Annotated in this window: 16 protein-coding genes; 11 read left to right on the forward strand and 5 right to left on the reverse strand. The window is 44.2% G+C overall.

The features are described 5' to 3' along the window. Positions 1-82: 82 nt before the first annotated feature. Both ACW689_RS06935 and ACW689_RS06940 read right to left on the reverse strand, forming a co-directional pair. Positions 83-1,018: an ABC transporter substrate-binding protein gene (locus tag ACW689_RS06935; protein ID WP_476289689.1), complete on the reverse strand. Its 936-nt coding sequence runs from the start codon at positions 1,016-1,018 to the stop codon at positions 83-85. Positions 1,019-1,111: 93 nt separating this feature from the next. Continuing rightward, complete coding sequence (locus ACW689_RS06940; RefSeq protein ID WP_476289691.1) at positions 1,112-1,984, reverse strand: AraC family transcriptional regulator; 873 nt, start codon at positions 1,982-1,984, stop codon at positions 1,112-1,114. A 206-nt stretch (positions 1,985-2,190) separates the two neighbouring features. On the opposite strand from ACW689_RS06940, the gene ACW689_RS06945 reads away from it, so the two are divergent. From ACW689_RS06945 to ACW689_RS06980, 8 genes are all read left to right on the forward strand, one after another. Next, positions 2,191-2,628 carry a DoxX family protein gene (locus tag ACW689_RS06945; RefSeq protein ID WP_476289693.1) on the forward strand — a complete coding sequence of 146 codons (438 nt, stop codon included), beginning with the start codon at positions 2,191-2,193 and terminating at the stop codon, positions 2,626-2,628. 251 nt (positions 2,629-2,879) lie between these two features. Then, the gene (locus ACW689_RS06950) at positions 2,880-4,130 is read left to right on the forward strand and encodes an efflux RND transporter periplasmic adaptor subunit (protein ID WP_476289695.1); all 1,251 of its coding nucleotides are present in this window, start codon (positions 2,880-2,882) and stop codon (positions 4,128-4,130) included. A gap of 8 nt (positions 4,131-4,138) precedes the next feature. Continuing rightward, entirely contained in the window at positions 4,139-4,864 is a 726-nt protein-coding gene (locus ACW689_RS06955; RefSeq protein ID WP_476289697.1) for an ABC transporter ATP-binding protein, read from the forward strand. Then, a complete protein-coding gene (locus tag ACW689_RS06960; RefSeq protein ID WP_476289699.1) occupies positions 4,861-7,293 on the forward strand; it encodes an ABC transporter permease in 2,433 nt (810 codons plus the stop codon). The genes ACW689_RS06955 and ACW689_RS06960 overlap by 4 nt, the downstream gene beginning before the upstream one ends. Before the next feature lie 88 nt (positions 7,294-7,381). Beyond that, positions 7,382-8,755 (forward strand): sigma-54-dependent transcriptional regulator, encoded by a 1,374-nt coding sequence (locus ACW689_RS06965; protein WP_476289701.1) that lies wholly within the window; start codon positions 7,382-7,384, stop codon positions 8,753-8,755. Beyond that, positions 8,752-10,098 (forward strand): sensor histidine kinase, encoded by a 1,347-nt coding sequence (locus tag ACW689_RS06970; RefSeq protein ID WP_476289703.1) that lies wholly within the window; start codon positions 8,752-8,754, stop codon positions 10,096-10,098. The genes ACW689_RS06965 and ACW689_RS06970 overlap by 4 nt, the downstream gene beginning before the upstream one ends. A gap of 80 nt (positions 10,099-10,178) precedes the next feature. Continuing rightward, the gene (locus tag ACW689_RS06975) at positions 10,179-12,011 is read left to right on the forward strand and encodes a glycoside hydrolase family 3 protein (RefSeq protein ID WP_476289705.1); all 1,833 of its coding nucleotides are present in this window, start codon (positions 10,179-10,181) and stop codon (positions 12,009-12,011) included. Positions 12,012-12,022: 11 nt separating this feature from the next. Continuing rightward, positions 12,023-12,757 carry a 5-oxoprolinase subunit PxpA gene (locus ACW689_RS06980; RefSeq protein WP_476289707.1) on the forward strand — a complete coding sequence of 245 codons (735 nt, stop codon included), beginning with the start codon at positions 12,023-12,025 and terminating at the stop codon, positions 12,755-12,757. 47 nt (positions 12,758-12,804) lie between these two features. Here ACW689_RS06980 and ACW689_RS06985 read toward each other — a convergent pair whose 3' ends face one another. From ACW689_RS06985 to ACW689_RS06995, 3 genes are all read right to left on the reverse strand, one after another. Further along, positions 12,805-13,152 (reverse strand): cupin domain-containing protein, encoded by a 348-nt coding sequence (locus ACW689_RS06985; RefSeq protein WP_476289709.1) that lies wholly within the window; start codon positions 13,150-13,152, stop codon positions 12,805-12,807. Between the two features lie 93 nt (positions 13,153-13,245). Then, entirely contained in the window at positions 13,246-13,971 is a 726-nt protein-coding gene (locus ACW689_RS06990; protein WP_476289711.1) for a YebC/PmpR family DNA-binding transcriptional regulator, read from the reverse strand. A 92-nt stretch (positions 13,972-14,063) separates the two neighbouring features. Next, the gene (locus ACW689_RS06995) at positions 14,064-14,702 is read right to left on the reverse strand and encodes an HAD family hydrolase (RefSeq protein WP_476289713.1); all 639 of its coding nucleotides are present in this window, start codon (positions 14,700-14,702) and stop codon (positions 14,064-14,066) included. Between the two features lie 400 nt (positions 14,703-15,102). Here ACW689_RS06995 and ACW689_RS07000 point away from each other — a divergent pair, with 400 nt between their 5' ends. From ACW689_RS07000 to ACW689_RS07010, 3 genes are read left to right on the forward strand one after another with little or no spacing between them, the layout of a single operon-like run. After that, a complete protein-coding gene (locus ACW689_RS07000; RefSeq protein ID WP_476289715.1) occupies positions 15,103-15,342 on the forward strand; it encodes a hypothetical protein in 240 nt (79 codons plus the stop codon). Between the two features lie 54 nt (positions 15,343-15,396). Then, positions 15,397-16,608, forward strand: coding sequence for an exonuclease SbcCD subunit D C-terminal domain-containing protein (locus ACW689_RS07005; protein WP_476289717.1), 1,212 nt, complete (start codon positions 15,397-15,399; stop codon positions 16,606-16,608). Further along, positions 16,605-20,261 (forward strand): AAA family ATPase, encoded by a 3,657-nt coding sequence (locus tag ACW689_RS07010; RefSeq protein WP_476289719.1) that lies wholly within the window; start codon positions 16,605-16,607, stop codon positions 20,259-20,261. The genes ACW689_RS07005 and ACW689_RS07010 overlap by 4 nt, the downstream gene beginning before the upstream one ends. Positions 20,262-20,263 lie beyond the last annotated feature (2 nt).

Genomic DNA, 20,263 nt, shown 5'->3' on the forward strand with positions numbered 1-20,263 from the left:
AGCCTGTATTTTGATAAAAAATCAGACATCGGCGATAAATATATTTTCGTTATAGAAATGAATGTGTAACCCCCCTTTACAATCACTTCTGGCTATCAGACACGATCAAACAGCTTGGGTGTTTCAACCACTTTTGCCAACGTGACTGATGTTGCTCAAGCCACATTTCGCTGGTTTTTTCATTGGTTTTGGCGTTTATATTCACTTGCAAAGCAAACTGTGCGAGATCGCTGGCATTAAAAGTCATGCTTTGTAAGATTGCAAATGCGCAGGGTTGTGAGCGAACTAATGTACTTGAGGCTATTTTTTTTATCCAACCATCACGAGGATTTCCGCAATCATGTAAAAAGTCCTTATTAATTCCCCATTGTGGCTGTGTTCCACATTCAGTTGAATAAGGTGGAAACTCTACAAAATAACCAGAATAACGTGCTTCAACCCAGTTTGGAGTCCAGTTAAATATTAAAATGGGCTTTTTGTTTTTGTATGCATCTTTTATGACACGTACCAGTGCAAAGTCGTCTGGTAGATTTTCGACTCTATAATTAAGGTTTAATGCCCTAATTCTCGCTGAATCGTTCTTTTCCCATGGCCCGTTATAATACACACCTCTTGGGTCATCACCTTCGCTAAACAAATGTGCACAGTCGTTTAAGGCTCGCCAATCGGGGAGCTTGGGGCATAATTTTGCGACATAATCTGGATACCACCACTCTTCTCGAGTAGAAATAGGATATGTACCCGCCTGCTGAATATCACCCGAAAGCAGCAATTGCTCTAGTTTATCTTCCATGGTGCCTTGCCATACTTCAACCTGCACATCAGCATGGTTATATTTCAAATAATACCACTGCCCTACCGTTGGCAAAGAAATGAACTGTGACTGTATGCCTACACGCTTGAGTAACCCCGCATAAATCTGAGAAACCACCAACTGGCTCGCCCAATCATTAACAATGATGCGTACAGGTTGGGCATGAGCAAAAAAGCTGCCGCATAAATACAGCAGCCCTCCCAAAGCCGCACTCCTACATCGTGAACAATTCATATTAAATCAAGAAAAAAAATGCACATTCCTTAAGTTATAGTTGCTCGGCTACAGATTGTGAACTCAAACCAACGGCAAATACACATCGGTGCGTAAATCACATTCATCCACTTCATGGATCAGGTTTAAGTATTCAAAAAAAATAGGATGGTCGGCTGGTTGTTCGCCGCTTTGCGGAAGCCATTTTTCATACAACGCGTAAATCGTGTTGTCGAGTGCATCGTGAGAGCCCAAATGCGTGACTTTGGCACAGCGCATGGTAGGAATTATGCCCTGCTCTACGCCAAATTCATTTGCAACAACTTGAACATGCTTGTCACTCAATGAGCCACATATTTTAAATCTAAAGTCATCATCGGGCATGCCGTTTGGATCGCCGTTGGGCATACCAAATGTGCGACTGTGTTTAACGCTCGACAAACCGCTTGTTTTTCGCCATTGCACAAATTTGCCAGCACTTTGATAAACGTTTTTCTGGTCGCCTTGATGCTCCAAATAGGCGATCGGTGTTTGTTCAAAAGTGACGATTTCTACCGTCTGCAACATCTCTGTCTGCGTAGGTTTAACAAAATCCAGTACCGCATGCCAGTTTTGCCAATCGGGTGATTGCCTAAATTGTGTGGGCGTTTGTGAAAAGGTGCGTTTAAAGGCGCGAGAAAATGCTTCCGCACTGTCAAATTGTGCTTCTAAGGCAATATCAATCACTTTCATGTCGTGTTCAAATGCTAAGCGAAATGAGGCGTACTTTAAACGCGCTAGTTGCACATATTTAGTGACGCTAACGCCCGTATACGCTAAAAATACACGATGAAAATGAAAGCGAGACAAAGCCGCCACATCACTGAGTAAGGCAAGATCAAGCGGTTTATTTAAGTTGTGATCGATAAAGTCGCATACCCGCGCCATTCGGGCTTCTATTCTGGTTTTATTTTGCATAAGCCATTTTGCTTTAAACATTTAATGAGGTCATTGTGCCCGATAGCTCAGTGCAACGTCTTGATTGAAATTGCGAAAACCCATTCATTCTATTTTAAAGAATAATTAGATCGCATATTACTAATTTTAATCCTGAAAAAAGAATATAAGATTAACTCATCACTCAGCACATGCTGGGCACTTAATCACTGTATGAGGAACTTATTATGAACTTGCTTAACCCTTTTGAACAAAATGCGCTTTTTAATAATCTGGCAGCTTTGCTTGCTCGTGTCGGTCTGTCAGCCATATTTATACTGGCAGGCCTCAACAAAATTCAATTTTATGAGGGCAATGCCCAATATATGGCCTCTGCTGGTTTGCCGTCTGAATTACTGCCCTTGGTGATTGTTTTTGAAGTTTTAGGCGGACTCATGATTTTAACTGGTGCCTTTACACGTATTACTGCATTAGCGTTTGCAGGATTTAGTGTGGTGAGTGCCTTACTGTTTCACGCTGACTTGAATGACCAAATGCAATTTATTATGTTCTTCAAAAATATCGCAATGGCGGGTGGCTTTTTGATTTTGGTGGCACATGGCGCAGGTACCATGAGCATTGACCAAATACTCACTCGTAAAATCAAAGCATTCAGCGCCGCCTAGCATTCTACAGGCTCAACCCTAAGTTAGGGTTGAGCTGTCGCTTTAGTCCTTATTGATTGCTCACCACAGCGGCGCGCATCACAATCTCATTATTCATCCCAAAAATGAGACTGGTCTCAAATACGATCCCAAATATGGGATTAACCATTCTCAGAAAGGAAAGATACCCTATAAATTCAACAGCTTAAATTTTGGCATGCTGTCTGCAATTCACTGCTTAACTTTAATATTTTTATTGTTTAGGAGCATGAATGGACATTGCAGTGACCAACAAGCAAACCAAGCATACCCACAAATATTTAATGGTACTTGTGTGCCTAGTCGTTGCGCTAGCAGCGGGTTACAAAGCTTGGCAATTTAGTCGTGCAGAACTCACCCTAGATGCACATTCTTTAATTATCAGCGAAGTAAAACGCGGCAACTTTACCATCGCAGTACGCGGTAACGGCATATTGGTACCAAAAAAGGTTCAGTGGCTCTCAGCAAGCGGTGATGCCAAAGTTGAGTCTCTGCTTTATAAACCTGGCCAACAAGTTAAAAAAGGCGACCTTATCGCACGCCTGACCAACCCTCTGCTTGAGCAAGAATTAGCAGAAGCAACTTGGGAGTTATCCGCCTTAGAAGCGCAACACAAAGCCACACAATTAAGTGAGCAGGCCGCCATTGCAAAACAGCAATCAGATGCCCTCAACGCGAAAATGAATGTCACAGGCGCACAACACGAATATCAAGCTCACCTAGAACTCATTGAAACTGGCGCCGTGTCAAAACTAGATTTTCAACGGGCCAAAATTGCCCTTGAACAAGCACAGCAAACTTTGCTCTCTGCACAGCTGCAATTAAACGAGTCTAAAAAAAGCGCAGCGGCTGCACAGCAGGCGCGCTTTGCACGCCTTAACCAATTACAAAACCGCGTATCTCGTATTCAAACTCAAGTGAATGAACTGGCAGTACGCGCTTCCATGGATAGCATTATCTTGGCACTGCCGATTGAAATTGGTCAGCATGTGAGTATGGGCAGTAATATCGCCAAGCTTGCTGATCAGCATGAATTAATCGGTGAACTGCAAGTACCTGAAATTCAAATTCAACAAATCGCCGTAGGCCAAAAGGTATTGGTTGATACGCAAAACAATCAAATTCAAGGAGAAGTGATCCGCATCGACCCTGAAGTGGTGCAAGGCAATGTGCAAGTGGATGTGGCATTTGTTGAGCCACTCCCCAGCGATGCACGCCCAGCGCTCAGCATAGATGGAGAAATTACGGTCACAGAGCTACAAAATACACTGTATGTATCTCGTCCACTTTTTTCACAAAGTCAAACTCAATCAAGCATTTACAAATTGACAGCAGATGGTTTAATGGCTGAGCGCACAGCGGTGCAAACAGGCATGGGCTCTGTCAGTCATATTCAAATCATCCAAGGGCTCAAAGAAGGCGATCAGGTGATTACCTCCGATCCAAGCCGCTTTGAAAGCTACACTAAATTTAGAATTAACTAGGAACCACTATGACTAACTGTGTACTGAAACTCAACAAAGTAAGCAAAGTATTTTATTCCGACGATTTAGAAACCCATGCACTCAATGAGGTGTCATTAGAAGTATTTGAGCAAGAGTATATTGCCATCTCAGGGCCTTCTGGCTCAGGTAAATCCACCTTGCTTTCGTTACTTGGACTGCTGGATACCGCAACATCAGGCAGCTATCAATTGGCGGGGCATGAGGTCAGTAATATCAGCAAGGCACAGCGTGCGCAGATCAGAAATAAAGAAATAGGGTTTATATTCCAATCATTTAATTTGATAAGCGACCTAGATGTCATTGAAAACGTTGAGCTACCACTCACCTATCGCGGCGATTTAAATAAGTCACAAATAAAACAAATGGCGGCCGAGGCACTGCAGAAAGTGAATATGGCACACCGTGCAAACCACTACCCGTCACAGCTGTCAGGTGGTCAACAACAACGTGTGGCCATTGCCCGTGCCATTGCCGGCAGCCCGAGTTTGATTCTGGCTGACGAACCCACTGGTAACCTTGACTCCAAAAACGCCAATGATGTGCTGGCGTTGCTCGATCAGCTACATCATGAAGGGGCCACCATTTGTATGGTAACCCACGACCCACGTTCAGCGCAGCGCGCTCAGCGCAAAATCAAAGTGCTCGATGGACGCATTGTCGCCGATCACAAAGTACGACCAACTAGCAGTATTACGCAATCGGAGGCGGTATGAATATTCAAGACGACATAAAGTACGCCATTCGCTTGCTGGCCAAAAAACCCGGCTTCACAGCGTTGACCACCCTAGTTATGGCTGCGGGTATTGGCTTAAGTGTGTATTTGTTTTCGTTTATGAACACCATGCTCTTTAAGCCCTTACCCTTTGAAGACGGTGAACGGCTCATCGAAGTCACCCGCTCTGAAAACAGCAACCGTAATTTTGGTCAATTAAACATTCACGATTGGGCACAGATAAAAAACGACTTAAACCTCGCCGACGAATTTAGCGCATACCGTAACAACGTGGTGAGTATTTCTGGCCGCGATGGCGCTCGCCGCTATATCACCGCCGATGCCCGTGCAAATTTATTTTCACTTTCGCGCACCGCACCGCTGCTAGGACGAACTTTTACACCCGAAGAAGACAAAGTAGGCGCCGAGCCCGTGGTCGTGATCGGCTACGATTTATGGCAAAACCAGTTTGCTGGTAATCCTGACGTCATTTCACAAAACATCAAAATTGATGGGCAAATGCATCAAATCATCGGCGTGATGCCAGAGGGTTATTACTTTCCACGTCGTGCACAATTATGGCGACCACTGCAAGACAATGTGCAACAAGTCAGTCGCGCGCAAAATGCTCAGGTAGAGGGCTTAGCCCTTCGCAAGGAAGGCACCAGCATCGAAGAGATTGACCAGCAATTGACGCTGATCATGCAACGCCTAGCTGAACGTTACCCAAAAACCAACTCTGGCATGGGTGCCTATGCGCTCACCTTGCACATGTCAACCGCGGATGGCGGTATGGCCGTAGTGTACGTAATGCACACAGCAGCCATTTTGATCTTGGTGTTAGCGTCGGTCAATGTTGGCAACTTACTCCTTTCCAGAGCTGTTGAACGCAGCCAAGAAACGGCGATCCGCGTCGCCCTAGGTGCGCCAACGGGCCGCTTACTCAGCCAATTGTTGTGGGAAAGCATCATAATTTGCGGCTTAGGGGCACTCATTGGCTTACTCATGGTGGGTTGGGGTCTTGAGATCACACAAACAGTGACTAATCAGTTTTTTACAGATAGACCGCCGTTTTGGTGGCAGTTTGGAATTGACACTTACACTTTAAAAATCTTTTTTAGCTTTTTAGTGATGACCGTGTTGGTCACAGGCTTACTGCCAGCATGGAAAAACATTCATGGCGACTTTAATGCGGTATTGCGCGATGGTACACGCGGCGCACTGGGAAAAAATGCAGGGCGTTTAAATAAAGCATTGGTGGTCGGTGAGGTTTTTCTATCTATTACTATTTTGGTGGTCGCAGCGGTGATGATCACATCAAGCTTTAAAGCCACCTACGCCAACTATGGCGTAGCCACCAGCAATACCATTACGGGGCAAATCGTTTTGCCAGAAAATAAATACAAAACAGGTGAACAGCAACGTCAATTCGTTACTGCGCTTAATGCGCAACTTCATGAACAAAGCGTCATTCGTGACGTCATGATTTCCTCCGCGTTGCCGGGGTTTGCGGATAAGCGCCGAGCACTCGCCATCGAAGGTCATGAATATGCCAGACAAAATTTGTCGAGTTACCCACGGGCCAACCATATCGCCCTCACACCCGACACGTTGCAAAACTTAAAGGTTGAGTTAGTAAAGGGTCGCTTATTCAATAACGCAGATAACAAAAGTGATGGCCTAAATGTGATTGTCACCGATAGCTTTGTTGAGCAATTCGTTAACAGCGACAAGCCATTGGGTCGCCGCGTACAACTAATCAATGACGACGGCAGCAAAGGACTTTGGTTGACGATTGTGGGGGTCATCAAGCATACAATACAAACCATGCCCAACCGTGATAGAGAACGTATTCCGTCTATTTTTAGCACCTTTGCACAATCACCTCGCAGCGCCTTTTATGTCGCAGCAAGAATGAATGGCAATGACTCAACCTCTACGGCGGCTTTACAAGCAGCGCTATATAAAGTAGACCCAGAACTGCCGATGTTTAACATCAATAATTACGATGCGCGATTGGTACAACGCGTAGCACCACTGCGTTTTGTCGGATCCGTGCTGCTGTTATTTGGTATCGCTTCGTTTGTTTTAGCGGCCAGTGGCATTTATGGCGTGATGGCCAATACCATCACCCAGCGCACCCAAGAGATCGGCGTTAAGCGTGCCCTCGGAGCGACCGAGCAGCGTATCTGCAAAGAGTTTTTGCTCTCGGGTACAAAGCAGCTATTAATTGGGGCCATTCCCGGGCTAGTTATCGCCTTAGCATTGGGTTACATGATGTCTGTACCTCTGGGCGTCAATTTCTCTGATATTGCTCTGGCGGGTGTGGTACTCACCGTGTTGCTCAGTGCTGTGGTGCTGTTGGCCGTCTATATTCCAACCAAACAAGCCATTGCGCAAGAACCTGCGCACGCGCTACATAGCCAATAAGTTCTCCCAACCTGTATGACAAGGCATTGTTTTTATTTACGATGCTTTGTCATACACTTGCTCTAACTAGATGTGATTTTAATACCCTATGACCGATCCAATTTTGATCATTGATGACGATGAAGGCATCACTCGTGCCCTCAGCTTATTATTGCTCGAAGAAGGCATACCAAGCCTCTGCGTTGCAAGCCCTACTCAGGCTATGGAGACGATAAAACAACAAGCCGTTAGCTTGGTGCTAAGTGATCTCAATTTTACGCAAGATACAACTTCTGGCGAAGAAGGTTTATCCCTTATCAAAACACTCCGTGAGGACGACGAGCATTTACCCATTATTGCGATGACAGGTTGGGGCAGTATTGAAATAGCGGTTCAAGCCATGCAGCTAGGTGCCAGCGATTTTGTACAAAAGCCATGGGATAACGAGCGACTGCTGCACAGTATTCAAACACAATTAAAGTTGGCAAAAGCCAATAAACGCACACAAAAACTCGCTACTCAAAATCAATTGTTGCAAAGTCAGCTCTCTCAAAACAGCAGTTTTGTGGCACAGTCAGTACAAATTAAACAAGTGCTCGCAACCTTGGCACAAGTGGCTAACAGCGACGTCAATATACTGATCACGGGTGAAAATGGTACAGGCAAAAGTCTATTTGCTAAATATTTACACGACTTATCGCCTCGTCGTGAAGAATCGTTAGTCAGTGTTAATATGGGTGCTGTCAGTGAGTCTCTGTTTGAAAGCGAAATGTTTGGTCATGTAAAAGGGGCATTTACCGATGCCAAATCGCAGCGCATTGGTCGTTTCGAGCTGGCCGACGAGGGCACACTATTCTTAGATGAAATAGCCAACACTCCCTACTCCCAGCAAGCAAAATTGCTGCGAGTGCTCGAAGAGCGACAATTTGAAAAGGTCGGCTCAAGTAAAACTCAATCAGTCAATGTGCGTATTGTCAGTGCAACCAATGCTGATTTAACACAGGCCGTACAAGAAGGCCTATTTCGTAAAGACTTACTGTATCGGCTTAATACTGTGCAAGTGCACATTCCACCACTGCGTGAGCGAATACAAGATATCATCCCCCTCGCGACATACTTTTTGCGCCGTGCAGTAGACAAATATCAAGGCATTGGCACTACACTTAGCCAATCAGCACAGCAAGCACTCAAGGCATATGCTTGGCCAGGTAACGTCAGAGAGCTTGGCCATTTAATGGAGCGCGTGCATATTTTGTCAACCACAGCAACAATTGATGCCGAACATTTGGGACTAAACCCTCAAGCTGAACAGGGTGTTATCATGCATAACCAACAAACAGATTTGCGCACACTAGAGGAAATTGAGCACGATACCCTAGCCCAACGTTTGGCACATTTTGATGGCGATGCCGTTGCGGCAGCTCAATCACTTGGCCTTAGCCGTAGCACCTTTTATCGCCGACTGGGTAAAACACAAAAATGACGCCATTTGAAAAGCCAATGCAAAAGCAACGCGCTTACGAATCACAATTAGTGCTGATATATCTTGCCACCACCCTCCCCTTATTCTTTTTGCTGCTGGCAAGCATGTTGTTTGCTGCTATTTCATATTGGCTTATCGCACTTGTGCTCTTAGTTGGTAGTTTGGTGATCTGTTGGGGGGCTGCAAGGATAAAACAAAAAGTCGTTTATCAATTACGCACGCAAACAAATTTAATCGAAGCGCTGGCCAGTGGTGACTACACCTTACGTGCTCGGGCCACTGAGCACGAGCAAGAGTTGGCTCCTTTATTTAATGCCATTAATCGCTTAGGTGTGCGTCTCAGTCAGCAACGCTGGCAATCGGTTGAGAGTCAGCAACTTGTACAGACCATCCTTGAAAATATCGACATCGCTATTTTGGCTGTGGATAGTGAGCAACATATTAAATTATTTAACCGTGCCGCCAGCAAGTTGTTTTCGCTAAATGAATCGCAAATTGCGAAGCCATTACCGAGTACGTTAGCACTGATTGAAAGTTTGCCTGAAGGCCAAAGCCAGCTAATTGAATTACCTGTGCAAGGCGTAACTCGCCGTTTCAACTTACACACCCAGCAATATATGAGCGATGGGCAATCTTATACGTTAATCTTTTTAAATGATGTACATGCATTGTTGCGCAGTGAAGAGCGTTTAGCGTGGCAACGCTTAGTCAGAGTCATGAGTCATGAGATCAATAACTCGTTATCACCTATTGCGTCTATTTCGCAGACCTTAGCCAAGCTCGTGGCTAAACAAACGGATCTGGCTATTCAAGCTAACTTAGTCGATAACCTTACTTTTATTCATGAACGCGCCAATAACCTCGGCCAGTTTATCGAGGGTTATAACCAATTGGCGCGATTGCCTGGACCTAAATTACAACCTTGTGCACTTAAAAAGTTACTCAGTGAATGTCAACGGCCATTTGAACATTGCCAATTTACCATAATACCCAAAACCGACATCACACTGGATATTGATCCTGTGCAAATTGAGCAGCTTATGATTAACCTGTTTAAAAATGCCTACGAGTCAGCTCAGTCCGCCGAACGCGAATGTGAGATCACCCTCGATTGGCACATAGAGCAAACTCAGCTAAGAGTGAGTATTTGTGATAACGGTGCAGGTGTGGGCAATAGTGACAATTTATTTGTGCCCTTCTATAGCACCAAAAAACATGGCTCGGGCATTGGCTTGGTATTGTGCCAACAGATTGCCGAAGCGCATTCTGGGCGACTGACTTTACAGAATCGAGCCGATAGCGAGGGGTGTTGCGCACAATTAACTTTGCCCGTTAGACAATAAAAACAATCGCAGAAATTATCAATCACCTGAGGTTAATGCTAAATTAGCCATCATAATAACAATCACTTTGTATTTGCTTTATGACGCTTTATAAGCACTTAAAACCACTGGGTATTATTTTCACCATGACTCTAAGTAACGCATCACTCGCTAGCACAAACCTCCCTCTTGACGTGCAGTTGGGACAAAAGCTCATGCTCGACTTTCGCTATTTTTGCCAACAAGGAAGCAGCGATACATGTCGAACACCGATGACCAAACTGCCAAAAGAACTGAGTAAGGTGATCAGCAAGTATCACATTGGTGGCGTGATTTTATTTTCTGAAAATACTCAGGATGTGGAGCAAATTGTAAGCTTAAATAACCAATTGCAAGATGCGGCGCGCAACGCTCAACATCCTCAACCTTTGTTTATTGCCATTGACCAAGAAGGCGGACGAGTAGCGCGTATCAACCGAGAGCAAGCCACAGCCTTTACTGGCAACATGAGTATTGGTGCAAGCTACCCAACCCATGGCAGTCGTTATGCCAGTGCTGTTGCCGATGCCATAGGCAAGGAGCTCAATAGCTTAGGAGTTAACGTGAACTTTGCGCCCACCGTTGATGTGAACATGAATGCCGACAATCCAGTGATCAACGTACGTGCTTTCTCGGAAGATCCAAAGGTGGTCGCCACGCTCGGCAGTGCTCAAGTTAAAGCATTTGAGGCACAAAACGTGATCTCTGCGCTTAAACATTTCCCAGGCCATGGTGATACCCATGTTGACAGCCACACGGGGTTGCCTCGCGTTGAGCACAACGAGCAAACCATTTGGCAAAATGATTTAGCGCCATTTCAGTCAATCATTCAATCTGGCGCACCAGGCATGATCATGACTGCCCATATTCAATACCCAGCCTTAGATAACAGCACCATTGAAAACAAGCACGGCAAAACAATGCTCAAACCAGCAACCATGTCGCGCACTATTATGCATGAGCTGCTTAGAAATAAACTCAATTATCAAGGTGTGGTGATCACGGACGCACTCGACATGGCAGGAATCAGTGATTTTTTTGATCCTATATCAGCGGTAATCGAAACCTTTAAAGCGGGCGTTGATGTTGCCCTCATGCCCATTGCTATTCGCACTCCGAAGGATATTACCCGTCTTGAAGCACTGTTGCAGTCACTTGCAAAATCAGTAGAAAGTGGCGAGCTTAGTGCGCAAGAAGTCAATCAGTCAGCACAACGAATTATTAAATTAAAGCAGCGTTTTATTGACCCACAATTTAAAGCATCTGCCAACATTGCCCGCGCCACATTGGGCAATCCGAGCCATAGACAACTAGAAGCAGCACTGGCCCTTGCAGCCATCACCCAAGTGAAAAATTCGAATTTGTTGCCGGTAGATACTAGCAAACTCAACAAAGTGCATATTGTTATGCCCGATCAACGCAAATGCGAAGCCATGCGCCAAGCGCTTGAGAAGTATAGTAAAGCCCCTTTACAGATCACCTGTAGTAGCCTGCAGGGCTTTGATCCCAAAATAGCGAATGAGGCAATAAAGCAAGCAGACTGGGTGCTTGGAGCACATGCCAGCCCGCAACAAAGTGCGGTGGAAATTGGCGGTATGGAAGATGTTCTTCAGTTAAAAGAATTTTCACTCTCACGCCAAGAGCAACCACAGGCACTTAAAGCATTGCTTAAGTACGCCAAGGAACAAGGTAAACCGACGCTGTTTGTTAGTTTGCGTGCACCGTATGAAATAACCCAATTTGCGCCGCTGAGCGACGCTGTTTTAGCAAGCTATGCTTATAATATTGACGTAGATAACGACACGCTGGTTGCTGGGCCAGCTTTTACCGCACTGGCTAAGGTCATTTTAGGCCACGCCAGCGCGCAAGGCACATTACCCGTGACGATTGAATAGGAAGCCAAATAATGTTGTTAAATTGTGATTTAGGGGAAAGTTTTGGCGCTTGGAGCATGGGACTGGATGAGCAAGCCATGGCCGTGATTGATCACGCAAATATTGCCTGTGGTTTTCATGCTGGCGATCCCGATGTAATGGCTAAAACCCTACAGCTTGCCAAACAGCATGGCGTCACCATTGGAGCTCACCCGAGTTACCCAGATCTACAAGGTTTCGGGCGTCGTTCAATGAAGCTGGCACCACAAACACTCATTAATACACTGCATTACCAAATTGCTGCTATGGACGGTATGGCACAATGCCAATGTTTATCAGTAAGTTACGTTAAGCCTCATGGCGCGTTATACAACGATATGATGGCTGACGAAGCGATATTAGAGACTGTTATTCAGGCCATTTCAGAATATGCTAAACCACTCAAACTGATGATTTTAGCTACCGCTAAGCAAAAGAAGCATCAGCAGTTAGCTGATAAATATGGTGTTCCTTTATTATTTGAAGCATTCGCTGACCGACTTTACACTGATGAGGGCTTACTAACACCGCGTAGCGAAGTGAACGCCGTGCATAATAAAACCGCATTGATGGCGCAAGTGAAGCAGCTAGTTGAGCATGGAACTGTCACCACGAATACGGGTAAGCAGCTTGAATTGAAAGCTGACACTTTATGCGTTCACGGCGACAATGAAGCCAGTATTACGCAAATCAAAGAGATCAGTATTTTACTAACGAAAGTGTGTTGATCTTTGCTTTAAACAAAATCATGCTTCAAAAAGTCCGCCCTAAATGTTCACTCTAAAATAGTACGGTCTCCGTGGCTTGGTGGCGTTGAAATTACTAACATTGTCAGTATTTGCTCAGAGACATTTTTTAACTGGTGTGGCTTGCTAGCACTGACATGTATCCCCTGTCCCGCTGCTAGGTGGTGTATCTGACCGTCTACCTCTAGCTGTGCTTGCCCTTCCAGAATATAGAAAAATTGCTCTGCAAAATGATGAAAGTGTTTTACTTCCTCAGCACCCGGCGGCACGCGCTCTTGGATCACACTCAAATCCTCTGTCGCGGCGAGATGCCAACCATCACATACTCCACCCCATTGATAATGTTCGGTGTTCTCAATGCTCACCACTTTACTCATCAGCTTTCCTACCCCCTTCCTACTCCACTTAGCGTATTGCAACAAACAAAAAGCCGAGCATTAAGCTCGGCCCTTGTTCACACATAGCGTGAATTAGTTTTTCACAATTGCATTGTGGTAGATGTTTTGCACATCATCGCAATCTTCTAACATACCCATGAATTTTTCAAAGTTAGCAATGTCATCTTCATTGGTGATCTCAATATGTGTTTGAGGCACAAACGTAATTTCATCTACTTCGAAGTTAATACCTTCAAACGCTTCTGTCAGAGCTGTTTTCGCTTTGAAATACTCAGTGTGCGGTGCGAATACTGATACTTTACCGTCTTCTACTTCAACGTCTGTAACGTCTACATCGGCCATCATCAAAGCTTCTAGCACAGCCTCATCGTCGTCGCCTTCAAAACCAAGAATCGCAAAATGGTCGAACATGTGCGCTACGCAGCCTGGGCTACCAATTTTCGAGTCTGTTTTAGTAAATGGTAAGCGTACATCTTTAATTGTACGATTAGGGTTATCAGTTAAACAGTCAACAATCACCATGCAGTTACCAGGACCATAACCTTCATAACGTGCTGCTGAGTAATCTTCACCTGCACCACCTGCTGCTTTTTCTACCGCTTTATCAATAACGTGCGCAGGTACTTGGTCTTTTTTGGCTTTGTCGATTAGGCGGCGTAAAGATAGGTTCGTTTCAGGGTCAGGGCCGCCATTTTTAGCTACAACGTAGATTTCTTTACCATATTTTGAGTTAACTTTGGTTTTTGCCGCTGCCGTTTTTGCCATGGCGTTCTTGCGGACTTCAAATGCTCTGCCCATCTTAAATTCTCGTTTTATAGATTAAATTGACGAGATTTTAACAAGACTCACGCCATTGGGCTAGCGTTTGATAGGCTTTGCACAACCCAAAGCTAATTAAATGCTTTAATCAGCTCTGGGAGCTCATCAAAATTGCGCAAAATATAATGTGCTTGACTGGCATAGTGAGGAATATCACCAGGCGCATATAGACATGCACGCATGCTGGCATTATGAGCGGCTTGAATGTCGTATAAGTAATCGCCCACATACATACAATGTTCAGATTTAAAATGCCAGAGCTTGGCAATATGGAGTAGAGCGCTTGGGTCAGGCTTTGCAGGCGCATCGTCGCGAGTGAGCATCATTTCAATGGGAAGCTTACACTGAAGAAGTTTCATTTCGGCTGCACGGGTAAAGTTGCGGGTAACAATCGCCATCGGAATATTCATTTTCTGCAATTGTTGCAAGCAACGCACCACTCCAGGCATAGGTTGAGCGCTCTGCGCATCCAGCATTTCATGCTGATGCACAATGTGCATTGCTTCTTGGCGCATGTAAGGGGAAGGAAGTTGCTCAATGTAGCTGAGTAAGTCGCAATCATGAGGACAACCTACTTGGGCTTTTATCAGCTGAAAATCTAATTCAGAGCTTACTAGGGTCCCATCTAGATCGAAAATGAGCCCTTTGATTTGCTGTTGAAGCATTATCTCTCTTTGTGAGCACTCTTGTGCTTTAAGCTGTAACATCATTATCCTTGCCAAAATAGGCCAATGTAAGTAATACAATAGGCCAGTTCACTATGACTTGCAAAACTAATGTTGCATCTTGCAAATAGGCCCCTTTTTGTGCACTAGGAAGATTTATACGTACAAAGCTTCAGTTAGATCTCTACCGTATTCCCACCTGTTCCTTATAAAGAAAAGCCATGCTGTAATTGACAATAAAATGTCATGCCAAGTTGGTATTCTTCAGGGTTATTGTCTCTATTATGTAAATAAATAAAAAAAGCAAAAAAAGTTATTGAAATTTGATCGAAATTATCTTTAAAATCCCGCACTTTTTTATTTCGTGCAAAAGTGCCTCATAAAGTTGGCCCTAGTTTTGCTGGTATAAATAAACCCGTTTAGCAATAGAAATGTGGTGAGCAGTATGGATTTTTACATCCTGAAAAAACAAGAAAAGCTCGTTGCGATCCCTGCTGATGAGCAGAATTGCAAAGAGTATTTAGATGATGGCTACTTTTACATCGATAAAGTAGCGGCATGTAATGAAAAGTCGGCACTCAAAACGCTTCAAACGAAGCAAGTGAAGCAACTCAAAATGCCGGCCCTTTTGTTATTACTTGTTTTACCAATAATTATTTTTGCGTGGATGCAAATAAGCCGTTAAACATCTTGCGGTGACAATGTTATATTAGCGTTTCAACCGTCAAGGAAACGCTGAATGAAGATATTGCACACGTCAGACTGGCATTTAGGGCAACAGTTTTACGAACACAACCGCGCACAAGAACAGCAAGTATTTCTACAATGGCTAACAGATGTATTGTTGGCAGAAAGAATTGATATTTTGCTCGTCAGTGGTGATATATATCATACCGCCACCCCGCCTGCGAGTGCAGAAAAGCAGCTATATACCTTTGTAAAACAAGCTAAGCAACAGTGCCCAAACTTACATATCGTTATCATTGCCGGTAATCACGATTCAGCGAACAGAATTGAAGCCGCAAAACCACTGTTGCATCTTTTTGATACCCATGTTGTGGGCAAATTTAATAAACATGCTCCCGAAGAGGTCGTTAAACTCATCAATACGCAAAACGGCCCTGCGCATATCATCGCCATGCCATTTTTACGCGTCGCTGATATGACAATCTCCAGCGAAGGTCATTACCAAGATGCGGTACAACAAGCCTACGAAATGGCGCTGGCTCAGCTACCTAAAGAAAACTCCGACATACCTACTATTTTGATGGGCCATTTACATGCCAAAGGTGGAGATATATCGAGCGACTCAGAACGAAATATCACAATAGGGGGTTTTGAAGCGGTTAATGCCAGTATTTTTCCCGAACAAGCCAATTACGTTGCACTGGGTCATCTGCACAAGGCTCAAAGCATTGCCAAGAGTGAACATATCCGCTATAGCGGCACGCCTCTTCCAATGTCATTTTCAGAAAGAAACTACAAGCATCAAGTATTGGTTATTGAATTTTGCGGTAAGACTGTATCCTCTGTAAAGCCCCTTTACGTTCCGCGTTATCAACAATTAATCGTTCTACCAGAGCAAGGCAGTGCCGATTTAGAAACACTTTGTGAGCAAATTAACAACCTCACACTTGATCCTGATGCACCACCTAGCTACCTGCGCTTGCGCCTAATTAGCAGTGAAACGAATAGCCAGTTTCGCACCATAATTGATGAAGCCCTTGCATCAAAACCAGTTTTGTTTTGCGGCATTGAACGTGTAAATGAGCAAAATAGTCAATCTGAGGTCGGTTTTTCTGATATAGGTCATGTAGAGCAACTTGACCCACTTACTTTGCTGTCTCTTGCCTATCAACAACAAGTTGACGCCCAAGCAGAAGTACCCGAAGAAATACAACAATGTCTCAACGATGTAATTAGCTCAATGGACGAAGACATCAGCTCATGAAATTACTAAACTTAGCCATCAAAAATCTCGCTTCCCTGACGCAAGTGAACATTGATTTTGAGCAAGCACCACTAGAACAAAGTGGCTTATTTGCCATTACGGGAGACACCGGTTCTGGAAAAAGCACCTTGTTAGATGCTATTTGCTTGGCACTTTATGGCAAAACCGCAAGACTAAAAAACGATTTAAAAAATACCGTTGCTTTTAATGGCGACGATATAAAATTGAACGACCCACGAAATTTACTGCGCAGAGGCTGTGCTCAAGGACGAGCTGAAGTAACCTTTGTTGGTCAAGATGGCGAGCAATACCTCGCACGCTGGACCATTGAACGCGCCTATAAAAAAGCCAATGGCAAGCTAAAAAAAGCGGACCATCAACTTTTTTGTGTTAAAGGTGAGCAACTAATAACCCAATCAAGTAGTACAACGATTAAAAAAGTTGAACAGTTAGTTGGTCTTAATTTCGAACAGTTTACGCGCGCAGTACTACTCGCCCAACATGAATTTGCGGCATTTCTAAAAGCCAGTAGCGATGAAAGAGCTCAACTGTTGGAATGCCTAACTGGCACAGATAAGTTTAGTAAACTAGGCCAAGCAATTTTTGAAAGACACAAACAAAAAAAAGCAGAACTAGAACAACTGCAAGCATCCATGGCGCACTTTAATGTGCTTAGTGACGAGGCGCTCAATGAGTTACAAGCTCAAATAACCCTTAAAACTGAGCAAATTGAACAACTAAAGCAGCAAGTGACAAGCTACCAGCAAGACATTCAATGGCTACAACAAGGACAGCAGCAACAAAATAAACTCGCTGACTATCAGCAACAGCTCACCACCTTAGAGTTGCAGTTAAACGAGCAAGCGCCACAAGTAAAAGAAGCACAATTGGGGATGTTGACGGCACAAGTTGCGGATAACAGAGCGCATCATACAAGGTTACTTAGCCAATATGATGAGCTAAAAGTGCAGTATGAACGACTTGCAGCACAAAGTTTTGAGTCACAATTACAAGCAAAAGCACACGAGTTAGGCCAAGCAGAACAGGCATTTCAAGAAGCAACAAGCCAATTAGAAAACACAGGGCCTATCATCAAGCAAGTACGTGTACTCGATAACGAACGCACCTTAGCGACAGAGCAAGTCAAACAAGCCGGTGAACGAGTAACACATACAAAACAGCAGGCTGTAGAACTTGCAACACAACTATCACAGCAACAAAATGCCTTGGCAGACAATAAAGCACAACAAGCACAGCTGAACACAAAAATATCTAACGCATATTCATTTGCACAAGCTGCGCAACACTGGCCCAACTTAGAAAATTTGTTTGCTAATATGAGTGAGCAAAGCACGCGACTAGAAGCATACAGACAAGAAAAACAGCAACTGAAAAAAACACATGCGCAATTATCCGAGCAATTATCACCTTTAAACGAGCAACTGATTAGCGCTCAAGCGGCTCACAAACAGCTTGAACAACAGCTACATACTGTGCAACAACAGCTCGAACCATTAGACTATGAAACACTGCAAAAACGGCACTATGCATTAAAATCTGCACTGCAACTAAGTCAACAAATCGCACAATGTGAGCATGAACAATTACAGCTCAAAACCAGCATTGATAAACTACGCCATGAACAAAATGCACTAAAACAGCAACTCAGAGACACTGAGCAACAAACTGAATTACACAAGCAACGTGTCGTACTTACACAAGATAATTTAACGCAAGTTCAGCTACGAGCCAGCAATAAAGTCAGCGAATTGAGAGCGCAATTAAAAGCAGGGCAAGAGTGCATGGTTTGTGGTGCAAAAGAGCATCCATACGGTGTTGAGCATATCGATAGCCACTGGCAAAATCTCATAAACGATTTCACAGAACAAAAAAATAAAGCCGAGCAAGCGCAGCAGCAGTCACAACAACGCTACAACGAACAACTGGTCGCCCACGAGCAAGTACATGCCCAATTGCAAACATCATTACAACGCCAGGCACAGATAAAAGAGCAGTGCGTATCACATACACACCAGCTCCATGAACTTGGCTTCGCACAACAGTTAGATCTTGAGCAAGGGCAAGCACAGTTACTCGAAATAGAACATAATCTGACACAATACAGTGCGCTTAGCAGACAACAGCAACAATATTGGCAAGCCCTTAATGACGAGCAACAGGGTATCGCAAATATCCAAGCTCAACAAACAAGCATGCAACAAGAGCAGCACGCCGTCGATGCACAATTACAATCGCTGACCTTGCAGGCTCAAGAGTTAACTGATGCTTATGCTACACAGCAAACTAAAGCGCAGCAGTATTATCAAGAACATGATTGGTGGCAAAGTTACACAGCCCAACCTAATCTAGCTTTTGAGCTGCTATCCACGCGTGTAAACGAGTTTTTAAGCTGGCAAAAATCATTATCTGATTTGCTGCAAAATGAGAAGCAACTTGCATCTGAACTCAGTTTTAGCGAACAAGCCCACGAAAAACTAAATGCCACTGTAGAAGAGCTACAGAAAAAGTTAAGTGATTATCAGCATTCTCTCACTACACTCAGCACGACTCGTGAAAGTTTGCTGACACTTGCCAAAAGCGCAGACGATTGGCTAATGCAATTACAAACGCAACGAGACAAGGCGCAATCGCATGTTGCAACGGCACAAAATGCCGTTGCTCAATTAGAGCAAGACATAAAGGAACAAACGCTTAAACTGACGCATATACAGCAGCAATTAAGCGATAATCAAAAAGACCAAGTAACCACCGAAGAGCGTTTTGCACAATGGCTAAATACGCAGCAAAAAACATATCCTGAGCTTAATGAAAGCAAAGTGAGGCAATTACTCGCTTTGCCTATAAGTGAGTTTGAGCAATGTCTCAAAGTCTACCAACAGCAGCAAGAAGCCTATGCCCAGGCGCTCGCAAAACTAAACCATTTACATGACGAGATAGAACAACACCAAACGCAAGCACGTACTAATGAATCACAACAAACGGTGCAAGAACAACTGAATTTAGCTGAGCAGTCCTTAGCAAATACACAATCTCAATGGCTTGAATACAATACCACGTTCAAGCAACACCAACAGAATGTCGCTCAGCGTGCTGAGCAGCAAGTGAAACTTTCTGAGCTACAAACACGATACGAACATTGGCATCTACTTGATAAGCTGCTTGGCGATGCAACAGGTAAAAAATTACGTAATATCGCACAAACGCAAACTCTAAAAATACTATTACAATATGCAAACCAACATCTTGCTAGTTTATCAAAACGTTACCGCCTCACAGTTATCGGTCATTCGCTCAATATCGCCATCATTGATAAAGATATGGCAGACGAGCAACGCTCTGTGAACACTTTGTCCGGCGGTGAATCATTTTTAGTTTCGTTGGCACTCGCTTTAGGCCTCGCTTCTCTATCAGCTAACCAAGTGAGGATTAATTCACTATTTATTGACGAAGGATTCGGTACCTTAGACCCAGAAACCTTGAGTGTTGCGTTGGATGCACTAGACTCACTACAAGCCCAAGGCCGAAAAGTAGGGGTTATTTCACACGTCAGTGAAATGACTGAACGTGTCGCTACGCAAATTCATGTTAAAAAACAGCCGGGCGGTTACTCTAGTATTCAAATCAAAGGATAGGG

Source organism: Pseudoalteromonas sp. ABE4_541, from assembly GCF_056312285.1.